This is a genomic window from Cellulosimicrobium sp. Marseille-Q8652 (genome assembly GCF_965112045.1).
On the sequence record NZ_CBCOPS010000001.1, the window covers coordinates 1,127,179 to 1,150,780 of the forward strand.

Consider the following 23,602-nt stretch of genomic DNA (forward strand, 5'->3'; position numbering starts at 1 on the left):
CGGGCTCAGCCACGCACGGTGACGTGGAGGTGGTCGAAGTGGCCGCCCGTGACGTCCGTGGGGTCGTACATGCCCCCGCCGTCGTACGGGCGCCACCCGGCCCCGCGCCATCGCGACGACCAGATCCCGCCCTGCCAGATGACGTAGTCCACCCCGAGCACCTCGGCGTGCGTCTGCAGCCAGGCCGTCATGGCCCACCCCTGCTCCAGGGCCTCGCCGACCGGCGCCTCGCCGAGCGCGTTGCCGTAGGTCACGTCGCACGCCCGGCCGAGCGGGTGCTCGGACCGGGTCCCGGGCCGCGGCGACCAGCACGACCAGGAGGAGCCGGGGAACTCGGCCAGCGCGAGGTCCATCACCTGGGCCGTGCGCGCGGTGACCTGCCCGTCCGACGTCGGGTCGTCGAGCATCCGGTCCGGGTCGTCCGGCGCCACCACGTCGGGCTGCTCCGCGGCGAGACCGGCCCGGACGCCCGCGACGCACGCGTCGTGGTCGCTCACCTCGCCGGGCCCGCGGGCGACGTCGACGGGGTGCAGGTCGGAGCACAGCTCGACGCTCGGGACGGACGACGGCGCCGCGCACCCCCCGAGCACCAGCACCGCGGCGCACAGCGCGAGGACGGCACGACGGGCCGCCGGTGCGGCGTGCGCGCGGGGCGGGGGCACCGACGGACTGGAACTGCACGTGGTGATGCTCATGGTCGTCGAGCGGAGGGCGAGGGATTCGAACCCCCGGTGCGTTGCCGCACAACGGTTTTCAAGACCGTCACATTAGGCCGCTCTGTCAGCCCTCCTCGGGCCTCGCGGCCCGGCGTGCCATTCTGGCACGTCGTCCCGTCGCACGACGACGGCGGGTCGCCCCGTGGAGGGTGACCCGCCGTCGTCGGTGGTCGAGCCGGTGCGGCGTGCCGTCAGGCGGCGCCGCGGAGCTGGCGCATCGCGAGCTGCACGAGCGCGATGAGCGTCTGCTTGGTGGCGGCGCGCGACCGGGCGTCCGTGTAGAGCATGGGCACGTGGGCCGGGATCTGCAGGGCCTCCCGCACGTCCTCGAGCTTGTGCTTGGCCACGCCGTCGAAGCAGTTGACGCCCACGACGAACGGGATGTTGCGCGACTCGAAGTAGTCGATCGCCGGGAAGCACTGCTCGAGACGGTCGGTGTCGACGAGCACGACGGCACCGATCGCGCCGCGCACGAGGTCGTCCCACATGAACAGGAAGCGGTCCTGGCCCGGCGTGCCGAACAGGTACAGCCACAGGTTCCCCGGCAGCGAGACGCGACCGAAGTCCATGGCGACCGTGGTCGTGGTCTTGCGGTCCGTGACGCCGCCCGCGTCGTCGACCCCGACCGAGTGCTCCGTCATGGCCGCCTCGGTGTTGAGGGGCTCCACGTCGGAGATCGAGCCGATGAACGTCGTCTTGCCGACCGCGAAGCCGCCGGCGACCACGATCTTCACGACGGTCGGCGCCGTGCGGGGCGCCGCCTGCGCGGCGCCGGCCTGCGCGGAGGCCATCGGCTGGGGCGCCGTGCGCGGCTGCTGCGCGACCGGAGCCTGCGCGACGGGGGCCTGGGAGGCCGGCACGTGCGCGGCCTGGGCCACGGGCTGGGCCGGGCTCGGGGCGACGGGTGCCACGGTCGGGCCCTGCGCGGGCTGCGACGCCGTCACGGCCGGGTGCGCGGGAGCCTGTCCCGGTGCGCTCTGCTGCGCGGTGGGCACGCCCTGGACCGGCGCGGCCTGCGCCGGGGCCGCCGGCGCGGGCTGCACGGGGGCCGTGGGCGCGGGCTGCACGGGCGCCCCTCCCCCGCCCACGGGCGTCCACGACGGGCCGCTCGCCCTCGCACCACCGGGGACGGCGGAGATCACACCGGACGGCTGTCCGCCCTGAGGCGCGGCGCCCGAGCCCTCAGAGGGTGGAAATGCCATTGAGAACACTCTCCAAGACGCTCAGGGACAGGCCCGAGTGGTTGCTTCCGTGACCCGTGTGCACGTTGAGCGGGGTCGACGTGTGCACGGTGATGTAGTTGTCCTCCTGCAGGTCCGCGACGAGCACCTTCGTCACGCCGAGGGGGAGCCGCAGGAGGGCTGACAGCTCGGCGATCGAGACGTACGTGTGCGCGGCGTGCTGGAGGATCGAGCGCTTCTCCGGCGGCAGCCCGTGGCTGTTCACGGCGCCCGGCATGACCTCGACGAGTGCCTCGAGAGGCAGGTCCGACGTCGCCGAGCGCACACGTCCGCCCGTCACGGCGTACGGACGCACCGTCGCCGCCTCGTAGCCGTCGGAATGGGCTCCGGCACGGCCGAAAGGTACGTTCGTCATCGATCAGACCTCATCCCACGGGGGCTCGGGTGGCACCGTCAACGGGGAGGCTCCCCCGCATCTCGGAGATCAGCTGCGGGGTCAGCGTAGCCTCCGTGCGCGAGACGAGGAGAGCCATCTCGTAGCCGATGAGGCCGATGTCGCAGGTCGCCTCGGCGACCACCCCGAGCACGGACCCGTTCGACACGTTCATGAGGAACAGGAAGCCGTTGTCCATCTCGACGATGGCCTGCCGGACGTTGCCGCCGTTGAGCTGACGCGCGGCTCCGCGCGTGAGGCTCGACATGCCCGAGACGATGGCCGCCAGCTGGTCACCGCTCGTGCGGTCGAGCTGGTCCGACATCGCCATGAGCAGCCCGTCGGCCGACACCACGAGCGTGTGCCGGCTCCCCGGGACCGTCCGCACGAAGTTGTCGAGCAGCCACCCGAAATTCGTGGCCTCGGTGCTGAGCGCGTTCACACTTCCTCCTCGTCAGTTGCCGCAGCGGGCACGTGATCACCGCGCCTGCGGCGCTGAATCAGGGACATAATCCATGGTCTCCGGGCTCCACGTCGAACCCGGCTCGTCCTGGCCCTCGACACGGCCTCGTGCCGTGGCCGACTGGAAGGCCGACAGCCGCGCCCGGAGCTGCTCCGGGTCACGGTCGATGCGCGCCGTGAAGCGGTCCACGTAGCCCTCGCGGTTCTCGCCGCGGGCACGACGCGTGAGGCCGGCCGGCGGGGCCGACTCCACCTTCAGGGGCTGGTACGTGCCGTCGTTCGGGTCCGCCAACGTCGCTTCCTGGAAGTCGGTGCTGCCCCGCAGCAGGGTGGACATCTCCTCGTACAGGACGGCCGAGGCCATCCAGTCCGAGCGCGCCTCGACCGAGTCGCTCACGTAGCCCGGCTCGAGCGGCTCGATCGCCTCGGGGACCTGGCGGCGGACGAGAGGCGTCGGGGCACCGAAGCCCGAGGCCGGCGCGGTCCCGACCGCGGGCCGCACGGGCTCGACGGCGACGTACGGGGTCGGCGCGGCGGCAGGTGCGGGCGCGAAGCTCTCGGCGGCCTGCGGCGTCGTCGGTGCCGGCTGGGCGAACGCGGAGGTGCGGGCCACGGCGGGTGCGGGCTCGGCCGGCGGCGCGGCGAACGCCGACGTGCGGGTCGGCGCGGGAGCGGGCTCGACGGCGGGCTCGGCAGGCTCTGCGGGCAGGAGCGTCAGCGGTGCCGACGGCGCGGGCTCTGTCGGGGCAGGGCTCGCCGGGCGGGAGGCGAGCGCCTCGGCGGAGGGACCGCCCGGTGCCACGGTCGCCCGCGGCACCGCGGTCGTGCGCGGACGACGCCCGAAGAGACCACGCTTGCGGGCCTGGTTCTCCCGCAACGAGCGGCGGGTCGGCAGGTCGGCCATGAGCTCCTCGAAGCGCGGCAGCGCCTCGAAGGACAGCTCCGCCGGCACGTCCGGCTCCGCCTCGGCCTCGGCGTGCACCACGGGGACGTCGCTCGCCGGGTCCGGGACCCGGGCGGGCTCGACGGCCGGCGCCTGCTCCGCGAGCGGCGCACGAGCCGGCGTCGCGTCGTGGGCGGGCTCGCTCCAGCGCTCGACCGGCTGCGCCGGGACCGCGGGCACGACGCGCGTCGCGTCGGTCGTGTCCCCGACCGGCCTCGTCGCGCCCGGCACCGGCTCGTCCGCCCAGGCCTGCTGCGGCGCCCAGGCGTCCTGCTCGACCGGTGCCTGCGGCGCCCAGGACGTCTGCTCTGCCGGAGCCTGCGACGCCCAGGCGTCCTGCTCGGCCGCCGGTGCCCAGGTGTCCTGCTGCGACGCGGGCTCCTGCGGCGCCCACGCCGACGCGGCGACCGGCTCGACCGCGACGGAGTCCCCGGCGAGCGGGATGTCCGTCGCGGTGACCTCGGGAGCCATCGGGAGATCCACCGGGTTGTCGGTCACCGTGCGGTCGCCGACCGGGCGGAAGCTCGAGAACAGGGCGCTGCGGGTGCTCACGTCGAGGACGGGGATCTCCTGGGAGACCGGCTCGACCGACGGTGCGGCCTGACGTGAACGGCTCGGGAGGGCGTTGCCCGCGGGCGCGACCTCCGCGGGCGGCGTCCAGGCGTCCTCGGCCGAGGGCAGCTCGTCGGGCAGGGCCGGGGTCGCGAGCGGGGGCAGGACGATCGCCCCGGTCTGCGGCCCCGACGCGAACGACGCGCTCGGTGCCGACGCGGCGGGGTCGACGGTGCGGGGACGACGCCGCGGCATGCCGGTCTGCGTCGTGCCGTCCGTCAGGGCGGCGAGGTCGACGGGCACCGCCACGGGAGGCGCCTCGGGCTCGACGGCCGGGGTCGCGGACGTGACCGTCGGGGCGGCGGGAGCCTGCTGGGCCGCGGGCGCGGGGGCCTCCGCGACCGCAGGCATCACGCCGGTGGCGGAGAGCTGCTGGGCGGCGGCCTGCGTCCTCGTCTCCAGCGGGTCGGTCGGCTGCGGGAGCGGCACGTTCGAGTCGGGCACGAACAGCACGCCCGGGAACGACACCGTGACCTCGGTCCCGTTCCCGTCGGACCCCGTCGCGAAGCGCACGCGCGCACCGAGGCGGTCCGCGAGGCGGCCGACCACGAAGAGCCCGAGGCGCTGCGCGCCGACCACGTCGGACGCCGCGTGCGTCGCGACCTTGCGGTTCGCCTCGGCGACCTCCTCCGCGGTCATGCCGAGACCGTGGTCGCGCACGGTGATGTAGACGGAGTGCTCGTCGCGACCCGTCGTCACCTCGACCGGCGTGTGCGGCTCCGAGAACATCGTCGCGTTCTCGAGGAGCTCGGCGAGCAGGTGCGCGGCGTTGAGCGCGTTGTGCCCGAGCATGAGCGGGTCGACGACGAGGTTGAGCCGGACGCGGTCGTAGAGCTCGATCTCGGACGACGCCGTACGGATGACGTCGGACGCCGGCATGGGCTGGCGGACGCGACGGCCCGAGTCGATGCCCGCGAGGACGAGGAGCGACTCCGCGTTGCGGCGCATCCGGGTCGCGAGGTGGTCGAGCCGGAAGAGGTTCGACAGCGTGCCGGGGTCCTCCTCGGAGCGCTCGAGGTCGTCGAGGAACGCGAGCTGGCGGTTGAGGAGCACCTGGTCACGACGGGCGACGTTGACGAACATCTCGGCGATGGAGCCACGCAGCGCGGCCTGCTCGCGCGCGACCTTGACGGTCGTCGAGTTGACGTCGTTGAACGCGGTCGCGAGCTGCCCGACCTCGTCCGTGGACTCCACGGTGATCGGGGTCAGGTCGATGCCCGGTCCCTGGCCGGGGACCGCGACCTGCTCGACGAGCTTCGGGAGCTGGTCGCGCACGTCCTCGGCGGCGTCGGTCAGGCGGCGCAGCGGGTTGACGATCGCGCGGGCGATGAGGCCCGCGACGAGGATCGAGGCGACGACGGCGGCGAGCGTCGCGGCGATGGTCAGGATCGCGCGCGTGGTCGCGGCGGTCGCGAGCGCGGAGGCCTCGTCGATCGTCTCGGACCGCACCGCGTCACGCACAGGTGTGGTCGCCGCGCGGTCCTCCGTGGACAGCCTCTCCCACTCGCTCGCGGCGGTCGCGGTGACCGACGCCGGGCGGGAGCCCGCGACGTTGGCGCGGAGCTGGTTGTAGACCGCGCCCGGCACCGGGAGGGCCTCGTCGAAGTCCGGCAGCAGGCGGATCGCCCGGCGGGCCTCCTGGCTGAGGGTCTCGCCCGAGGTCATGAGGACCGCCGCGCGCTGGTTCGCGGTCTCGTTCTGCTGGCCGACCTGCGCCGCGCCGATCACCGCGCCGGCGACCGGGAGCTCGACGGCCTGCTGCGCGAGCAGCTCGTCCAGGACGACGTAGGCGTCGAGGAACTGCGCGAGCCCACGTTCGACGGAGGTGTCCGCGAGGCTGGCCGGCACGTCGAGCGCGTTGTTGATGAGGTCGGTGTAGAGCTTCGTGCGCTGCTGCTCACCGAGGCTCGACCGGTCGATCCCGCGCCGGATCGAGTCGAGCTCCTGGCGGTCCGCGATGGTCTGCGCGACCGCGTCCTGCACGCGCGGGTCCAGCGCCGACAGGTTCAGCGCCTCGTAGGCCCGGTCCCGCGTGTCGAGCGCGCGGTCCGTCTTCTCGCGCTGCGCGAGCATCTGCTCCTCGGCGCCCTCCGCCCGGTAGGACTCGAGGATCGAGAGCGAGCGCTCCGCCGCGATCTCCGTCCCGGCGAGGTCCTGCTTCTCGAGGGCGTCGACGAGGGCGCTCGTCTGGCTCGCCGTGCGTGCCGACGCGATCGCCTGACCGGAGATCACGGCCGCGGCGATGAACAGCACGAGGACCGGCACCGCGAGAGCCGCAAGGATCTTCCCGCGGACGCTCAACCTGCGGAGCATTCGAACCTGCCTCCATCACCTGGTCCACCCGGATCGGCCCCGTCGACGCGTCCGTCGCGTCCTCTCCCCGGTCGTGCGTACTAACTATCGGTGCACTTCTCCCGGACGCCTAATCCGCCCGCAAGCGCTCCCACGCCTGCGGTCGGCCCCCTCGCCCCCCGCGCTGGACCGGCACCCCCGGCGGCCCACGCGTAGTCTCGACGTCGTGCGAGGCGTCACCATATCCGGCCCCGGCGGCCCTGCGAAACTAACGGTTTCCGAGCTCCCTGACCAGACCCCTGGTCCCGGGGACCTCGTCCTGCACGTCGCTTCCGCTGGCGTGAACCGTGCTGACCTGCTACAACGCGCTGGATCCTACCCTCCGCCACCCGGCGCACCCGACTGGCCGGGGCTCGAGGTCGCGGGCACCGTCGCCCTCGTCGGCGAGGACGTCAGCGGGTGGTCGGTCGGCGACCGCGCCGTCGCGCTGCTCGACGGCGGGGGGTACGCCGAGCAGGTCCGCGTCCGCGCGACGCAGGTCCTGCCGGTCCCCGCGGGGGTCGATCTCGTCGACGCCGCCGCCCTGCCCGAGGCCGCGTGCACGGTCTGGAGCAACGTCGTCGACGTCGGCCGGCTGCGCGCGGACGAGTGGCTGCTCGTGCACGGGGGGTCGGGCGGCGTGGGGACGATCGCGGTGCAGGTCGGGGCGGCGCTCGGCGCCCACGTGGCCGTCACCGCCGGAGGGCGCGAGCGCGCGGACCGGTGCCTCGCGCTGGGGGCGAGCCTCGCCGTCGACCACCGCGAGGAGGACTTCGTCGCGGCGGTGCGCGAGGCGTCGGGCGGACGCGGCGCGGACGTGGTGCTCGACGTCGTGGGCGCCGCGTACCTCGACCGCAACCTGCGGGCGCTCGCGACGGGCGGCCGCCTCGTCGTGATCGGCATGCAGAAGGGCGCGACGGCGGAGCTCGACCTGGGTCGGCTCCTCGCGCGGCGCGCCTCCGTCGCGGGCACGACGCTGCGCGCACGCCCCGCGCACGAGAAGGCACGCATCGTGCACGAGGTGCTGACCCACGTGTGGCCGATGGTCGAGGACGGGCGGGTGCGTCCCGTCGTCCACGCGCGCGTCCCGCTCGACGAGGCGGCCCGTGCGCACGAGCTCCTCGAGTCCGGAGACGTGTTCGGCAAGGTCCTGCTCGTCCCGTAGGGGACGCGCCGCGGACGGTCCGGCCGGTGCCGCCGGGGTGTCGCGGCGCGGCCTGTGCGCGCGGGGGCGGAGCACGCAAGACTGTCCCCATGGCTGACGAGACGCGCGCCCCCCGCCCCGACGAGCCCGCCGAGGACCAGGGGGTGGACGACGCCCGTGACGACGGTCCCGACCGCGTCACCGTCGTCACGCCCGACGGCGTGGGGGTGAGCGTCGTCGAGAGCGACGACTCGACCGACCCCGACCGCAACCCGGCGACGGTGATCGAGGAGCCGGCGAAGGTCATGCGCATCGGCGGCATGATCAAGAAGCTGCTCGACGAGGTGCGGGACGCACCGCTCGACGAGGCCGCACGGTCGCGCCTCGCCGAGATCCACGAGCGGTCGCTGACCGAGCTCGAGGAAGGGCTCTCGCCCGACCTCGTCGACGAGCTCCACCGCATCACGCTGCCCTTCTCGGACGACTCCGTCCCCACGGACGCGGAGCTGCGCGTGGCCCAGGCCCAGCTCGTGGGGTGGCTCGAGGGCCTCTTCCACGGCATCCAGACCGCGCTCGTCGCCCAGCAGATGGCGGCCCAGTCACAGCTCTCCCAGATGCGCCGCGCCCTGCCCCCGGGGGCCCTCCCGATGGGTCCGGGCGGCTCGGGCGCGCCGGGGCACCCGGGCGGCGGTCACGACCCCCACGACGCCCGCCCGTCGCCGGGTCAGTACCTCTGAGCCGCGCCAGCACCTCTGAGCCGCGTCAGCACCTCTGAGCCGCGTCAGCACCTCTGAACCCGGTCAGGCCGGCGGCGGGTCCGCAGGACCGGCGGCGTCCGGCGCCTCGGTCGTCCGGCGCGCCGTCATGGCGATCGCACCGGACACGAGGAGGAGGCCGACGAGCTCGGGCGGCGTGGGGACCTGACGCAGCACGACGGCCCCGATCACGGCGGCGGTCGCCGGCAGCAGCGCGAGGAGCACCGAGAACGTCGCGGCGCTGACCCGTCGGAGGATGACCTGCTCGAGCGCGTACGGCACCACGGACGAGAACAGCGCGATGCCGACCACGGCGAGCGCGTACCGCCAGTCGGCCAGCACGGGGAGCGCCGAGGACGCGAGGAACGGCGCGAACACGAGCGCGCCGAGCGTCATGGCGACCGACAGCGACGTCACGCCCGAGCCGGCGACCGCGACGCGCCGGCCCAGGACGATGTACGCGGCCCAGCACGCCGCGGCGACGCCGATCGCCGCGAGGCCCACGACGACGTCCTCGCGCGGGAGCCCCGACTCGACGGTGACGCCGGCGAGCAGGACGACGCCGAGGGCCGCGACCCCGATGGCGCCGCGCTCGCGCCAGCCACGGCCCGTGACGGCCGCGACGGCCACGGGGCCGCAGAACTCGATCGCGACCGCCGTCCCGAGCGGCAGGTGGTCGATCGCGACGTAGAACGCGAGGTTCATGGTCGCGAGGGCGACGCCGAAGACCGCGACCCACGCGACGTCGTGCCGGGTCCACCGGCTGCGCCACGGGCGCCGCCAGACGACCAGGAGCACGGCGGACGCAGCGACCCGCAGCCACCCGACCTCGACCGCCCCGGCGACCGCGAACAGCCCGACGGCGATCGCGGCGCCGAGGTACTGCGTGAGGCCCGAGACGACGAAGAGGGCGGGCACGGGCACCCGCCCGAGCGCGGCGGCAGGACGGACGGGCACCCGTCGACTCTAGGCGTCCGCCCGGCCGCGCCGGTCCGGCGCGGGCGGGTTGCCGCGCGCCGGACCGGGAGGTCAGCCCTTGACCGACCCCGCGAGGAGGCCCCGGACGAAGTACCGCTGGAGCGCGACGAACACGACGAGCGGCACGATGATCGAGATGAACGCTCCGGCCGTGAGGATGTGCCAGTCCCCGCCGCGCGAGCCCGCCATCTCGGCGATGCGCACCGTCAGCGGGTAGGACTCCGTGTTGGCGAACGTCAGGCCGACGAGCAGGTCGTTCCACACCCAGAGGAACTGGAAGATCGCGAACGACGCGATCGCCGGCACGAGGAGCGGCAGGAGCACCTGGAAGAAGATCTTCACGTGCCCGGCGCCGTCGACCCGGGCCGCCTCGACGAGCGACCGCGGGATGTCCTTCATGAAGTTGTGGAGCAGGAAGATCGCGAGCGGCAGCGCGAAGATCGAGTGCGAGAGCCACACGGTCCAGAAGGTGCCGTTGAGCCCGACGGTCACGTAGTCGCGCAGCAGGGGGACGAGCGCCACCTGGAGCGGGACGACCTGCAGGGCGAAGATCGCGACGAACAGGATCTCGCGCCCCCGGAACTCGATCCACGCGAACGCGTAGGCGGCGAGCAGGGCGATGGTGATCGGGATGAAGACGGCGGGCAGCGTGATGACGAACGAGTTGACGAAGTACGTCGCCAGCGACGACCCGCTGCCGTAGAGCGCCTGCTCGTAGTTGTCGAGCGTGAACTCGGCGTTCCCCGTGAAGACGGTCCACCACCCGCTGCGGCGGATGTCCAGCTCGGGCCGGAACGACGTCACGAGGAGGCCGATCGACGGGACCGTCCACAGGATGGCGATGAGGATCGCGATGAACGACGCCCAGGGCGAGCTGAGCTTGCCCTTCGCCGCGATGGCGCGCTTCTCGAGCCGGCTGATCTTGCGCGGCTCCCGCGGGCCCTCGAGCTCGGCCTCGGTGGTGAGGTCCGTCGTGGAGGCGACCGGGGGGATCGGGGTGCTGGTCATCGGATCTCCTCGGCGAGACGCATCTGGCGGACGTTGTACACGATGATCGGCACGACCAGGATGAAGAGGATCACCGCGAGCGCCGAGCTCAGGCCCTGGTTGTTCTGGCGGAAGGCCTGCGTGTAGAACTCGTTCGCCACGACCTGCGTGCCGAACTGGCCGCCCGTCATCGTGCGGACGATGTCGAAGATCTTGAGGGTCGCCATGGCGATCGTCGTGAGGACCACGACGAGGGCCGGCCGGACGCTCGGGATCGTGATGTAGCGGAACATCCCCCAGCCCTTGAGCCCGTCGAGCCTGGCGGCCTCGACGATGTCGTCGGGGATGGCCTTGATCGCCGCCGAGAGGACCGTCATGGCGAACCCGGTCTGGATCCAGATCATCACCACGATGAGGAAGAACGTGTTCCACGGCTGGCCGATGAGGAACTGCTGCGGCTGGCCGCCGAGCCAGACGATGACCTGGTTGAGCAGCCCGATCTGCTGGACGCCCGGCTGGTCGGGGCGGTACTCGTAGACGAAGCCCCAGATGATCGAGGCGCCCACCATCGAGATGGCCATCGGGAGGAAGACCAGGGCCTTCGCGAGCTTCTCGAACCGGGTGCGGTCGACGAGGACCGCGTAGACGACGCCGATGAGCGTCGAGAGGAGCGGCACGACGACGACCCAGATGGCGGTGTTGCGCAGCACGAGCTGGAACTGGTCCGTCGTGAACGCGGTGACGTAGTTGTCGAGGCCGACGAACTCGTTGCCGCGGCGGTCGAACAGCGAGTTCCACACGGTGATCAGCGCGGGCCGCACGAGGCCCCAGGCGAGCCCGATCACGGCGGGCCCGACGAACGCGAGGACGACCACCCAGCGGGGCACCCGCTTGGGCCGGTCCACCGCCAGCAGGATCGCGCCCATGACGACCACGAACAGCACGATCGCGAGGAACATCAGGCCGAACTTCTCCACGGGAGAGCTCGGGTCGGTCAACCAGTCCATGGTGGCCTCCGGTCTGCTCGCCCACGGCACTGAGGGTCGAGCACGGTCAACGGGTGGAGCCGGCGCGGGGGGTCCGCCGGTGTCGGCGGACCCCCCGTCCGGTCATGCTCTTGTCACGCGCGCGGCGTCGTCAGGACGAGGCCGGCCAGGACGCCTCGATCGTGTCGACGACCTCCTGCGTGTCGGCCCCGGTGAACCAGTTGACCATCCCGGTCCAGAACGTCCCGGCGCCCACCTCGCCCGGCATGAGGTCCGAGCCGTCGAAGCGGATGACCGCGTCGGGGTCGGCGAGGATCTCCGCGGACAGCTTGTCGAAGTCCGTGGCGAGGTTCTCCGGGTCGAGGCCGTTGTTCGCGCTGACCCAGCCGCCCTGGGGCGTCGTGGTCGCCTTGGTGTTCGCCCAGTCCGCCGAGGACAGGTAGGTCTGGAAGGCCGCGACCTCGGGGCGGTCGTCGAACGCCGCGACGAACTCGCCGCCGCCGAGGACCGGCTTGATGTCGGTCTGGTCGGTCGGCAGGTAGAAGGCGTAGACGTCACCGTCCTCGGCGACCTCCGTGCCCTCGGGCCACTGCGTCTGGTAGAAGTTCGCGGCGCGGTGCAGCCAGCACGTGCCGTCGAGGATCGGGTAGCCGGCGTCCGTCCAGGTCGTCGTCGCGATGGAGTCGACCTCGCCGAGGCCCGCGTTGACGAACTCCGGGTTCTTGAGGATCTCCCCGGTGGCTTCGAACGCCTCCACGATCTGCGGGTCGTTGAACGGGATCTCGTGGGTGACCCACTGGTCGTAGACCTCGGGGCCGGCCGTGCGCAGCACGACGTCCTCGATCCAGTCCGTGGCCGGCCAGCCGGTCGCGTCACCGGACTCGACGCCCGCGCACCACGGCATGCCGCCGTCCTCGACGATCTGGTCGCTGAGGTCCAGCATCTCGGACCACGTGGTGGGGACCTCGTAGCCGGCGTCCTCGAACATCGAGGGCGAGTACCAGACGTAGGACTTGACGTTCGAGCCGAGCGGCGCGGAGTAGAACGTGCCGTCGACGGTCCCGTACTCCTTCCACGACTCGCTGAAGAACTCGTCGACGTTGGCGACGGTCTGCTCCGGCGCGGCGACGATCTCGCCGGGGAAGTCGTTGACGATGGTGTTGAGCAGTCCCGGCTGCGGCAGGTACGCGATGTCCGGGGCGTTGCCGGCCTGGATGCGGACGAGCAGCTGCGCCTCGAACTCGCGCGAGCCCTCGTAGTTCACCGTGACGCCGGTGCACTCCTCGAACGGGTCGTAGGACGCCTCCTGCGTCTCCTGCTCGGGCTCCACGATCGACGTGTAGACCGACACCTCGGTGCCCTCGAGGTCGCCGAACTCCTCGTAGGCCGCGCAGTCGATCTCGGGGGTCGCGGTGTCGCCGCCGTCCCCGCCGTCTCCGCCGTCGCCGCCGCCGCTGCACGCGGCGAGGACGAGCGCAAGGCTCGCCCCGCCCGCCGCCACGGCCATCGCGCGCCGGCGTCCGGCGCGGGACATCGTGCTCCTGGTCATGTCTAGCCTCCACCTCGTCGTGAGTGCTGACGCAGCGGACGCCGGCCGGGTCCGGCCTGGCGCGTCGCGACGTCGCGAGCGCGGGGTGCGCTCTCGCCCGAGATCCATGCAAGCGTTTACATCGGGGTTCTGCAAGCACAGGGCAGCGGCCTTTGGGTAACGATTCCGTCACGGGAGCGACGGTCTCGTCACCGGTGGGGTCGTGCTGCGGACACGCTCCCACACCCCACGGCGAGGTGCGCGCCGGAGCGTCGTCAGGACAGGCGCAGCAGACGACCGGGCCGAGGCGGCGCCGTCGAGCCCCGCCGGACGAGCTCCGTCGGGTACGTGAGGCTCGCCGGGACCGGCGCGCCGTTGATCATCTCGAGCAGGAGCGTCGCCGCGTCGGCGCCCTGCTGGTACGCGTCCTGGGCGATGGTCGTCAGCCCGGCCACCTCGCCCAGGTCGTGCCCGTCGACCCCGATGACCGAGAGGTCGTCGGGGACGCGCAGCGCGAGGTCGCGCGCCGCGAGCAGGGCGCCCATCGCCATCTCGTCCGACGCGGCGAAGACGCCCGTGACGTCCGGACGGCGACGCAGCAGGTCCGCCGTCGACGCGCGACCGCCCTGCACGTCGAAGTCGCCGTTCACCTCGAGGTCGGGGTCGTGGGCGACCCCCGCCTCCCGGAGCGCCCGCGCGTAGCCCTGGGACCGCTCGGACGGGGGCGACCACGACGACACGAGGTCCGGGGTCCCCGTCACGTGCCCGACGACGCGGTGACCCAGGTCGAGCAGGTGCCGGGTCGCGGCGTGGCCCGTGGCGACGTCGTCCAGCCGCACCGTGACCTGGTCCGCCGGTCCGGACCCGACGAAGGCGAGCGGGCGGTCGAGCCCGACGAGCGCACGCACCTCGTCGTCGTCGAGCGGCAGGCCCACGACGAGCGTGCCGTCCACCCGGTGCCGCAGGACGCTCGGGTCGACGCGACGCCGCTCCTCGTCCCGGCGCACGACGAACGTGTGCAGCAGGACGTCGTACCCGACGTCGCGCAGCGCGCGCTCCGCGCCCTCGATGACGTTCGCGAAGAACCACCGGCTGACCCAGGGGGTCAGCAGGCCGATGGTCCGCGTGCGCCCCGTCGCGAGCGACGACGCCGACGGGGTGGGGACGTACCCGAGCCGCACGGCCTCGGCGTGGACGCGGCGTCGCGTCGCCTCCGAGACGTTGGGCAGGCCCCGCAGGGCGCGCGAGACCGTCGCCGTGGACACCCCGGCGGCCCTCGCGACGTCGTCGATGCCAGCCACGAGGGGTGATTCTCCCCCCTGCCCGCGCGGCACGCGACATCCCGGCCGCCCCCGCCGCCCGGCACGGCTCCCGGACCGCTCCGGGCCGCGCGCGGACGTCGTCCCGATATCGTGGACCGCGGTCGTGCACCCACGACCGCACCCTGCCCCGGAAGGACACCGATGATCGAGCTGAGGACGCCGCGCGAGATCGAGCAGATGCGGCCCGCCGGACGGTTCGTCGCCGACGTCCTCACCACGGTCCGCGCCGCGGCGAAGGTCGGGACGAACCTGCTCGAGCTCGACGAGGTCGCGCACCGCATGATCCGCGAGCGCGGCGCCGAGTCCTGCTACGTCGACTACCACCCGTCGTTCGGCGCGAGCCCGTTCGGGAAGGTGCTGTGCACGTCGGTCAACGACGCCGTGCTGCACGGGCTCCCCCACGACTACGCGCTGCGCGACGGCGACCTGCTGAGCATCGACTTCGCCGCCTCGGTCGACGGCTGGGTGTCGGACTCGGCGGTCTCGTTCGTCGTCGGGGCACCGCGGGCCGGGGCGCTCGGCGAGGCGGACGCGAAGCTCATCCAGACGACCGAGCGCGCGCTCGAGGCCGGGATCGCGGCCGCGCAGGTGGGCAAGAAGGTCGGCGACATCTCCGCGGCGATCGCGGACGTCGCGCACGCGGCCGGGTACTCGGTGAACACCGACTTCGGCGGCCACGGCGTGGGGCGCACGATGCACGGCGAGCCGCACATCCCGAACGACGGGCGGCGCAAGCGCGGGTTCCCGCTCAAGCCCGGTCTCGTCGTCGCGATCGAGCCCTGGTTCCTCGAGACGACCGACGAGATCTACACCGACCCCGACGGCTGGACCCTGCGCTCGGCCGACGGCTCGCGCGGCGCGCACAGCGAGCACACCGTCGCGATCACCCCGGACGGCCCGATCATCCTCACCGCGCGCGAGCCGCGCGACTGACGCCGGGCGGCACCCCGGTCCGCGCCGCTCGCGGAAGGACGTCGCGGACGACACCCGGGACCGGGGTGCTGCCTCGTGGTCAGGGCAGCAGGGTCCGCAGGAGCTGGACGGCGCCGTCGTCCTCGATCGGCCCCGTCACCTCGTCGGCCGCCTCGCGGACGACCGCGTCGGCGTGGCCCATCGCGACGCCGCGCGCCGCCCAGCGCAGCATCTCGACGTCGTTGCGACCGTCCCCGACGGCGACCGTGCGGTGGGGCTGGACGTGCAGCGACCGCCGCACGAGCTCGAGGGCCGTCGCCTTCGTGACGCCGAGCGGCGCGAGGTCCATCCAGGCGGTCCAGCCGACGGCGTACGTCACGTCGTCGAGGCCGAGGCGCTCGACGAGCTCGTCGAAGTCCGCGCTCGTCGACTCCGGCGCCCGCACGATCACGCGCGTCACCTCGCCGGACCACAGGTCGTCGAAGTCGACGACGCGGTGCTCCCCGTCGAGCTCGCCGTCCGGGAACAGCTCGTTCATCCGGAACCCCACGCCCACGTCCTCGACCGCGTACCGGGCGTTCGGCAGGTGCTCGCGCAGGAGCCGCAGGGCCGGGCCCGGGTCGAACGTCACGACGTCCTCGAGGACGTACCCCTCCGGCGCCCCCGGGTCGAGGCGTGCCGTCACCGAGCCGTTCGACGCGACCATCCACCCGCGGTCGATCCCCAGCACCTCGGCGACCGGCGTCATCGCGAGGAGCGACCGCCCCGACGCGAGCACCACGTGGTGCCCGGCGGCGCGCAGGGCGCCGACGACGTCGCGCACGTCCTCCGACATCTCCTGGTCGTACGACATGAGCGTGCCGTCGACGTCGAGCGCGACGAGCAGCGCGTCATCGTCCGCCATGCTCAGCGGACCGGCTCGAGGACCTCGAGGCCGCCGAGGTAGGGCCGCAGTCCCTCGGGCACGCGGACCGACCCGTCGGCCTGCTGGTGGTTCTCAAGGATGGCGACGATCCAGCGCGTCGTGCCGAGCGTGCCGTTGAGCGTCGCGACGGTCCGCGTCTCCGTCCGGCCGTCGACCTCGACGCGCTCGCGCACGCCGAGGCGGCGCGCCTGGAACGTCGTGCAGTTCGACGTCGAGGTGAGCTCGAGGTAGCGGTTCTGCGTGGGCAGCCACGCCTCGCAGTCGAACTTGCGCGCCGCGCTCGACCCGAGGTCCCCGGCGGCGGTGTCGATCACGCGGTAGGGCAGCTCGGCCTTGCGGAGCATCTCCTCCTCCCAGCCGAGGAGGCGCTGGTGCTCGGCCTCGGCGTCGGCCGGGTCGCACCACGAGAACATCTCGACCTTGTGGAACTGGTGCACGCGGATGATGCCGCGCGTGTCCTTCCCGTACGACCCGGCCTCGCGGCGGTAGCACGCGCTCCAGCCGGCGTAGCGCAGCGGCCCGTCCGACAGGTCGACGATCTCGTTCGCGTGGTACCCCGCGAGCGCGACCTCGCTGGTCCCGACGAGGTAGAGGTCGTCGGCCTCGAGCCGGTAGACCTCGTCGGCGTGCGCGCCGAGGAAGCCGGTGCCCTGCATGACCTCGGGACGCACGAGGGTCGGCGTGATGACGGGCGTGAACCCGGCGGCCGTCGCCTGGTCCATCGCCGCGTTGAGCAGCGCGAGCTCGAGCCGCGCCCCCACGCCCGTGAGGTAGTAGAACCGTGCGCCCGACACCTTGGCGCCACGCTCCGTGTCGATCGCGCGCAGGCCCTCGCCGATGTCGAGGTGGTCGCGCGGCGTGAAGCCCTCCGCGGCGAAGTCGCGGATCGTGCCCTCCTCGCGCAGCACGACGTAGTCGTCCTCGCCGCCGGGAGGCGCTCCCGCGATGACGTTCGAGATGCGGTACTGCAGGCCGCGCAGCTCCTCGGCCGCGGCGTCCGCGTCCGCCTGGCGCGCCTTGACGTCCTGCGCGAGCTGCTTGGTCCGCGTGAGCAGCGCTGCCTTCTCCTCGCCCTGCGCCTGCGCGACCTGCTTGCCGAGGGACTTCTGCTCCGCGCGCAGCTGCTCGAACTCGGTGAGCGACGCGCGGTGCCGGGCGTCGGCGTCGAGGGCGGAGTCGACGAGCGCGGGGTCGTCGCCACGGGCGACCTGGCTGGCTCGGACGAGGTCGGGGTTGTCGCGCAGGAGGCGGAGGTCGATCACCCGTGCAGCCTAACGAACGCGGAGGTCCGCGGGCCGGTCGACGTCGAGGGCCACGTCGAGGGCTACGTCGAGGGCTACGGTGGCGCCCATGAGATGGGAGCTGTGGCTGGCGTTCGCCGCCCTCGCGGTCGCGCTGGTCGCGCTCGTGCTCGTGCTGTCGCTGCGCGCGCAGCAGGAGCGGCAGCGGCGCGCCGCGGAGCGGGCGGCGGGCGGCGCGGCGGGCGGCGCGGAGCCGGAGGACGACCCCCGCGAGCTCGTCGCGTTCGTCGCCAACCCGTCGAAGCCGGGCGTCCCCGCCCTCGAGGCGACGGTGCGCGCGGTCTTCGCCGAGGCCGCGCTCCCCGACCCGCTCTGGCTCGAGACGACGGTCGAGGACCCCGGCGTCGGCCAGACCCGCGCGGCGCTGGCCGGGGGCGCGGACGTCGTCGTCGCCGTGGGCGGCGACGGGACCGTGCGCGCCGTCGCCGAGGCGATGGTGGGCAGCGGACGCCCGATGGGCCTGATCCCCGTCGGCACGGGCAACCTCCTGGCGCGCAACCTCGACCTGCCGGTCGGCGCCCCGCGCGCCGCCCTGCGCGTCGTCATCGCGGGCGCGGACCGCCCGGTGGACGTCGGGTGGGCCCGCGTCCTGCGCTGGGCGGAGGACGACGGCACGGCGTCGCGCGACGAGGACCGCGTCCCCCCGGTCGCTCCCCCGGCCGGCCCCGGCGGGAAGGAGCACATCTTCCTCGTCATCGCGGGCCTCGGGTTCGACGCCGCGATGGTGGCCGACGCGGACGACGTCCTCAAGGCGAAGGTCGGCTGGATGGCGTACTTCGTCGCGGGGATCCGCCACCTGCACGGCCGGCGCATGCGCGCCACCATCCAGCTCGACGACCATCCTCCCGTGGACGCGCGCCTGCGCTCGCTCATGATCGGCAACTGCGGCCGGCTGCCCGGCGGCATCACGCTCCTGCCGGACGCCGTCATCGACGACGGCGTGCTCGACGTCGCCGCGGTCGACACGCGCGGCGGCATCGTGGGGTGGGCCCAGCTGTTCGGCGAGGTCGTCATGCAGGGCTTCGGCGTGCGGAACGAGCTGCCCGCGAAGATCGGCCGCATCGACCACACCCGTGCGCGCCGGGTGCGCGTGCGGGTCGAGGGGGGCGAGCAAGCCCAGGTCGACGGGGACGTGCTCGGCCAGGCCGTCGAGCTGGAGTGCCGGGTAGACCCCGGGGCGCTCGTGGTGCGCACCGCCTGACCCCGCCCGTGGAGAGGGCGTGAGCGTTCCGGTCGGACCCCTCGCGCGGCCCCGCCGGCGTCCGGGCCGCGCGGAACCGCCCCCGCACCCTGGTCCGGTGACGCCCCCGCCCCGTGCCCCGCACCCCTCGCGCCGCGTCCCCGCACGTCGCGGGCCTGCGCGCCGAGGGCCGGCGCGGGGGCTCGGGGTCCGCGCGGTCCTCGTCCTCCTGGCCGCCGTCCTCCTCGCCGGGCCAGGGCTCGCGGCGGCCGGTCCGGCGTCGGCCCGGCCGTCGGCGGCCGGCCTGCCCGTCACCGCCTCCGGCGCGGCGCTCGCCGTCGACGACGAGGACGACGTCACGACCGCACCGTCGCACGACCCCGAGCCGGTCGTCCTCGTCGCCGTCGCGGGCCTCTACTGGAGCGACGTCTCCCCCTCGGCGACGCCGTCCCTGTGGACGATGATCCGGTCCGGGTCCGTCGCGTCGATGAACGTCGGGCGCACGTGCCCCACCGACGCGTGGCTCACGCTCTCCGCCGGGCAGGTGATCTCGACGGCGGAGCCGACCGCCGAGCCCGCCGCCGACGGCACCGGCGGCGACGGGACCACGACCGCCGAGGACACGTCGGCGACCGGGTGCCCTCCGCTCCCCACGCCGGTCGGGACCACCGCGCCCTCCCCCGTCGACGTCCCCGGCTGGTCGACGCTCGTCGCGCCCGCCGCCGAGGCGGACCCGCCGGCGACGACGCAGCACGCGCCCGGGACCCTCGCCGCCCGCCTCGTGCCCACGGGGGTCTGCACGACCGCCGTCGGACCGGGTGCGGCCCTCATGCTGGCCGACGGCTCGGGCCACGTCGCGCGGTACGCGCCGACGCTGGACGCCCTGCCCGACGGCGGGCTCGACGCGTGCGACGTCACGGTCGTCGACCAGGGCGAGCTCGTCGACACCGCCGCGGGCCGCGGGGAGAGCCTCGACGCGCTCGACGAGACCCTCGACCGCGTGATGGGCGAGGTCGGGCGAGGCACCCGGGTCCTCGTCGCGGGCATCTCGGCCGGGCCCGTCGGCGAGCCGGGGCTCCAGGTCGTCGTGGACTGGCGCAAGGGCGAGCCCACGGGCCGCTGGCTGCACTCGCCCAGCACGCAGAAGGACGGCATCGTCCAGCTCGTCGACCTCACGGCGACGGTCGTCGAGGCGGCCGGCGGGAGCTCCGAGGGCCTCGTCGGCGCTCCGCTCGAGCTCGGCGAGACCCGCCGCCTCGACGTCGCGCGCACGGTCGAGAACCGCCAGTACCTCAACGTCCTCACGAGCACGATCCCGACGCACTACCCCGTCCTCGTCGGGCTGCTCGTCGTGACCCTCGTCGCGACGCTCGGCGGCGCGCTGTGGGTGCGCCGCTCGGCCGCCCGGCGCGGCGAGCCGGCGCGTCCCGGCCCGGCCGGGCTGCGCGTCGTCACCGCCGTGCTCATGATCGCGGCGTCGGCGCCGGTCGCGGCCTCGCTCGCGAGCCTGTCCCGGTGGTGGGTCTGGAGCTCGCCCGCGGCGGCCCTCACGCTCGCCCTCGCCGTGAGCGCCGTCGTCGTGGCCCTCGTCGCGTGGGGCGTGTCGCGCCTCCTGCCGCGCGAGCCGTGGGCCCTGCCGACCTCGCTCGCCGGCGTCACCTGGCTCGTCCTCACCGTGGACGGCGCGACCGGCACGACCCTCCAGCAGGCGTCGCTCCTCGGGACGTCGGCCGTCGTCGGCTTCACGCGGTTCTACGGCTTCAACAACGTGACCTTCGCCGTCTACGCCGTCGCGGGCCTCGTCCTCGCGGGCGGCCTCGCGTCGGCGGCGCTCGGCCGCGGGCGGCGACGCCTCGCCGCCTGGTGCGTGGTCGCGGTCGGCCTCGTGACGGTCGTCATCGACGGCTGGCCCGCGTTCGGCGCGGACTTCGGCGGGATCCTCGCGCTCGTCCCGGCGTTCGCGGTCCTGGCGCTGCTCGTCGGGCAGGTCCGCATCACCGGGGCGCGCGTGCTCGTGGTCGCGGCGGTCACGCTGCTCGTCGTCGCGCTCGTGGCCGTCGTCGACTGGCTCCTGCCCGGTGGGTCGTCGCACCTCGGCGGCTTCGTCCAGACCGTCGTCGACGGCGGCGCGCTCGAGGTGGTGTGGCGCAAGGCGCTGGGTGCCTGGGCGACGGTGGCGAACCCGGTCGGGGCGGTCGCGGCCGTGCTCGTCGTCCTCCTCGCCCTCGCGGTGCTGCGGCCGGACCGGGCGCGCCTGCCCGAGGTGGCCCGTGCGTACGAGACGTGGCCGCTGCTGCGCCCGCTCGTCGTGTCCCTCGTGGTCGTGGCGGGCGTCGGCTCCTTCCTCAACGACTCGGGCGTGATCATCGGCGCCATGGTGCTCGTCGTCGGCGCCGCGATGGTCGTCCCGGGGTTCACGGTGCTGCCTCCCGTCACCGCGACGACGACGCCGGCGCAGGGCGCGCCGGGGCTCGCGCTGCCGGAGCCGGGCGTGCGGCGCGTGCCGTCGATGCTGCTCGCCGTCGGCGGCGGCCTCCTGCTCGTGGTCCTGCTCGCCTCGGCCGTGCTGGGGTCGAGCGGCCTGCGCCCCGCGTCGGCCGCGGCGCGAGCAGGCGGCGAGGTCTCGCCCACGCGGGCCGACGCCGTCGCGACCGACCGGCCGCTCGTCGTCGTGGGGACGACCGGCGTCACGTGGGAGGACGTCGCGGAGCTGCGCACGCCCACGCTCAGCGCCCTCCTCACCGACGGTGCCGGTGCCGCGGGCGTCGCGCAGCCGACGGGGGCCGCGAGCCGGTGCGTGGCGGGCGGCTGGCTCGCCCTGTCCGCGGGCCAGCTCACCGAGGTCGCGTCCGGGCGCGCGGCGGACGGCACGTGGGACTGCCCGACGGCGTCCCCCGTCCCGGCCGGCGACGGCGCCCGCGTCGACGGGTGGGACGAGCTCGTCGCGCTCCAGCAGGGATCCGGGTACCAGGCGCGCCTCGGCGTGCTGGGCGACACGTTCGCGGCGGCGGGCCGCGCCGCGTGCGCCACCGCCGTCGGACCGGGAGCCGCCCTCGCGCTCGCCGACGCGGACGGCGACGTCGCGCGCTACCGCGAGCTCGCGGACGCCACGACGGCCGACGGCGACGCGTACGACTGCCCCGTGACGCTCGTCGACGCCGGCGACGCGACCGCTCCCCCCGCCGACCCGGACCTGCCCGCCGCGGAGCGCGCCGCCGTGCGCGAGGCCGCTCGCTCGGAGCGGCTCGCCGCCGTCGACGCGACCGTCGACGCCGTGCTCGACCGCGTGCCCGCGGGCGCGACGGTGCTCGTCGTCGACGTCGCCGGCACCCCGGGCACCCGCCCGGTGCTCGGGACGGCGCTCGTGCGGCCGTCGTCGGACGGACCCCAGCAGGCCCGGTACCTCACGAGCGCGGCGACCCGGACGGACGGCGTCGCCCGCGTGCTCGACGTCCCCGCGACGGTGCTCGACGCCGCCGCGCTCGCCCCGCCGGCGCGCGTGCAGGACACGCCGCTCGCGTGGGGCACCCCGCGCCCCCCGGACGCGGCGACCACCGCGGACGCGCTCGCCGACCTCACGTCGCGCGACCACGTGCGCCGCACCGTGTACACGTACTTCGTCGACGTCCCGTTCTACGCGGGGCTGGCGCTCGCCGGGCTGTGCCTCCTGCTCGCGCCGCGCGCGCGGCGGGCGTCGGGCGACCGTGCGCGGCTGCGCTGGGCCCGCGCGGCGCGCTGGGCCCGCGGCGCGGCGCTCGTCGTCGCGGCGGTGCCCGCCGCGGCGTTCCTCGTCTCGCTCACGGGCTGGTGGCGCTTCGGCGAGCAGACGGTCGCGATGGTCGTCGCGACCGTGCTCTCGACGGCCGTCGTCGCGGGCCTCGGGGCGCTCGCGCCCCGGCGCCCCGTGTGGCTCGGGCCCGGTCTCGTCGCGGGGATCACGTTCGGCGTGCTCACCCTCGACGCGCTCGTGGGCACCCCGCTCAACCGCGCCAGCCCGCTCGGCTCCGCGCCCACCTTCGGCGCGCGGTTCTACGGCTTCGGCAACCCGACGTTCTCCGTGTACGCCGTCGGCGCGCTCGTGCTCGCCGCGGCGCTCGCGCAGTGGCTCGTCCGGCGGCAGCGCCCCCGCACGGCCGCCGTGGTGGTCGCGGGCATCGGCGTGGTGACCATGGTCGTCGACGTGTGGCCGACGCTCGGTGCCGACCTCGGCGGCGGGCTCGTCGTCGTGCCGGCGTTCGCCGTGCTGGGCCTCGCGGCGTCGGGCGCACGCATCACGTGGCAGCGGTTCCTCGTCGTCGCGGCGGCGGGCGTCGCGGTCGTGGCCGCGGTGGGCGTGCTGGACTACCTGCGCCCCGCGGACCAGCGCTCGCACCTCGGCCGCTTCGTCGAGCAGGTCGTCGACGGCTCGGCCTGGGAGACCCTCCTGCGCAAGGCGGGCTACGCGCTCCGGTCCGTGCTGGGCGGCGTGCCCGTCTGGATCACGATCCTCGTGCTCGTCGCCGCGGCGCTGCTCCTCTTCGCGCCGCGCCGGTTCACGCCGCGGTGGTTCGCGCGGACCGAGGCCGCCTGGCCGCTCCTGCGGCCGACGGTCCTCGCCCTGTGGATCGTGTGCGTGGCGGGGTCCGTCGTCAACGACTTCGGGGTGCGGATCGCCCTGATCGCGCTCATCCCGGCGGTGCCGCTGATCACGCTCGCCGCGCTGCACGCCGCCGGCGACGCCGTTGACGGCGCGGAGGGCGGCGTGGTGCCCGACGCCGCGGTGCCCGACGCCGCTGCCCACGACGCCGCGGGCGAGGGTCGGGTCCCGGGCGTGGGCCAGGACGCGGTCCCGGCAGGGCCGGCCGGGCCGGCGCGCTCCGACTGAGCGGGCCGCCCCGCCGACGCGTGGCGCGCGGTGCCGCCGCCG

17 protein-coding genes and 1 tRNA gene are annotated in these 23,602 nt (G+C 74.6%); 5 read left to right on the forward strand and 13 right to left on the reverse strand.

All coding sequences use genetic code 11. The features are described 5' to 3' along the window. Positions 1-5: 5 nt before the first annotated feature. The 6 genes from ACWPWV_RS04905 to ACWPWV_RS04930 all read right to left on the reverse strand — a co-directional run bounded on the left by ACWPWV_RS04905 (position 6) and on the right by ACWPWV_RS04930 (position 6,660). Positions 6-662 carry a hypothetical protein gene (locus tag ACWPWV_RS04905; RefSeq protein WP_454041826.1) on the reverse strand — a complete coding sequence of 219 codons (657 nt, stop codon included), beginning with the start codon at positions 660-662 and terminating at the stop codon, positions 6-8. A gap of 43 nt (positions 663-705) precedes the next feature. Further along, a tRNA-Ser gene (locus ACWPWV_RS04910) sits at positions 706-790 on the reverse strand. A 117-nt stretch (positions 791-907) separates the two neighbouring features. Beyond that, entirely contained in the window at positions 908-1,507 is a 600-nt protein-coding gene (locus ACWPWV_RS04915; protein ID WP_454042812.1) for a GTP-binding protein, read from the reverse strand. A 391-nt stretch (positions 1,508-1,898) separates the two neighbouring features. Then, positions 1,899-2,312: a DUF742 domain-containing protein gene (locus ACWPWV_RS04920; protein WP_454041827.1), complete on the reverse strand. Its 414-nt coding sequence runs from the start codon at positions 2,310-2,312 to the stop codon at positions 1,899-1,901. A 10-nt stretch (positions 2,313-2,322) separates the two neighbouring features. Then, positions 2,323-2,772 (reverse strand): roadblock/LC7 domain-containing protein, encoded by a 450-nt coding sequence (locus ACWPWV_RS04925; protein ID WP_251152229.1) that lies wholly within the window; start codon positions 2,770-2,772, stop codon positions 2,323-2,325. Positions 2,773-2,808: 36 nt separating this feature from the next. Next, positions 2,809-6,660 carry an ATP-binding protein gene (locus ACWPWV_RS04930; protein ID WP_454041828.1) on the reverse strand — a complete coding sequence of 1,284 codons (3,852 nt, stop codon included), beginning with the start codon at positions 6,658-6,660 and terminating at the stop codon, positions 2,809-2,811. A gap of 205 nt (positions 6,661-6,865) precedes the next feature. Here ACWPWV_RS04930 and ACWPWV_RS04935 point away from each other — a divergent pair, with 205 nt between their 5' ends. Both ACWPWV_RS04935 and ACWPWV_RS04940 read left to right on the forward strand, forming a co-directional pair. Next, positions 6,866-7,843 carry an NAD(P)H-quinone oxidoreductase gene (locus tag ACWPWV_RS04935; RefSeq protein ID WP_454041829.1) on the forward strand — a complete coding sequence of 326 codons (978 nt, stop codon included), beginning with the start codon at positions 6,866-6,868 and terminating at the stop codon, positions 7,841-7,843. Positions 7,844-7,932: 89 nt separating this feature from the next. Further along, positions 7,933-8,559, forward strand: coding sequence for a bacterial proteasome activator family protein (locus ACWPWV_RS04940; RefSeq protein ID WP_454041830.1), 627 nt, complete (start codon positions 7,933-7,935; stop codon positions 8,557-8,559). Between the two features lie 63 nt (positions 8,560-8,622). Here ACWPWV_RS04940 and ACWPWV_RS04945 read toward each other — a convergent pair whose 3' ends face one another. The 5 genes from ACWPWV_RS04945 to ACWPWV_RS04965 form a co-directional block, all read right to left on the reverse strand. Next, positions 8,623-9,534: an EamA family transporter gene (locus ACWPWV_RS04945; RefSeq protein ID WP_454041831.1), complete on the reverse strand. Its 912-nt coding sequence runs from the start codon at positions 9,532-9,534 to the stop codon at positions 8,623-8,625. A 72-nt stretch (positions 9,535-9,606) separates the two neighbouring features. Further along, positions 9,607-10,563, reverse strand: coding sequence for a carbohydrate ABC transporter permease (locus tag ACWPWV_RS04950; RefSeq protein ID WP_454041832.1), 957 nt, complete (start codon positions 10,561-10,563; stop codon positions 9,607-9,609). Beyond that, positions 10,560-11,549, reverse strand: a complete 990-nt coding sequence (locus ACWPWV_RS04955) for a carbohydrate ABC transporter permease (protein ID WP_454041833.1) — start codon at positions 11,547-11,549, stop codon at positions 10,560-10,562. The genes ACWPWV_RS04950 and ACWPWV_RS04955 overlap by 4 nt, the downstream gene beginning before the upstream one ends. 130 nt (positions 11,550-11,679) lie before the next feature. Next, entirely contained in the window at positions 11,680-13,077 is a 1,398-nt protein-coding gene (locus ACWPWV_RS04960; protein WP_454041834.1) for an ABC transporter substrate-binding protein, read from the reverse strand. 254 nt (positions 13,078-13,331) lie between these two features. Continuing rightward, positions 13,332-14,357 (reverse strand): LacI family DNA-binding transcriptional regulator, encoded by a 1,026-nt coding sequence (locus ACWPWV_RS04965; RefSeq protein ID WP_454041835.1) that lies wholly within the window; start codon positions 14,355-14,357, stop codon positions 13,332-13,334. Positions 14,358-14,519: 162 nt separating this feature from the next. Here ACWPWV_RS04965 and map point away from each other — a divergent pair, with 162 nt between their 5' ends. Then, positions 14,520-15,311: a type I methionyl aminopeptidase gene (map, locus tag ACWPWV_RS04970; protein ID WP_454041836.1), complete on the forward strand. Its 792-nt coding sequence runs from the start codon at positions 14,520-14,522 to the stop codon at positions 15,309-15,311. Between the two features lie 79 nt (positions 15,312-15,390). Here map and ACWPWV_RS04975 read toward each other — a convergent pair whose 3' ends face one another. Both ACWPWV_RS04975 and serS read right to left on the reverse strand, forming a co-directional pair. Further along, a complete protein-coding gene (locus tag ACWPWV_RS04975; RefSeq protein ID WP_454041837.1) occupies positions 15,391-16,194 on the reverse strand; it encodes an HAD family hydrolase in 804 nt (267 codons plus the stop codon). Between the two features lie 2 nt (positions 16,195-16,196). Then, positions 16,197-17,477 carry a serine--tRNA ligase gene (gene serS / locus ACWPWV_RS04980; protein ID WP_454041838.1) on the reverse strand — a complete coding sequence of 427 codons (1,281 nt, stop codon included), beginning with the start codon at positions 17,475-17,477 and terminating at the stop codon, positions 16,197-16,199. A gap of 88 nt (positions 17,478-17,565) precedes the next feature. Here serS and ACWPWV_RS04985 point away from each other — a divergent pair, with 88 nt between their 5' ends. Both ACWPWV_RS04985 and ACWPWV_RS04990 read left to right on the forward strand, forming a co-directional pair. Then, positions 17,566-18,717 carry a diacylglycerol/lipid kinase family protein gene (locus ACWPWV_RS04985; protein WP_454041839.1) on the forward strand — a complete coding sequence of 384 codons (1,152 nt, stop codon included), beginning with the start codon at positions 17,566-17,568 and terminating at the stop codon, positions 18,715-18,717. A gap of 97 nt (positions 18,718-18,814) precedes the next feature. Continuing rightward, positions 18,815-23,560, forward strand: a complete 4,746-nt coding sequence (locus tag ACWPWV_RS04990; RefSeq protein ID WP_454041840.1) for a hypothetical protein — start codon at positions 18,815-18,817, stop codon at positions 23,558-23,560. The last annotated feature ends 42 nt before the right edge of the window (positions 23,561-23,602 follow it).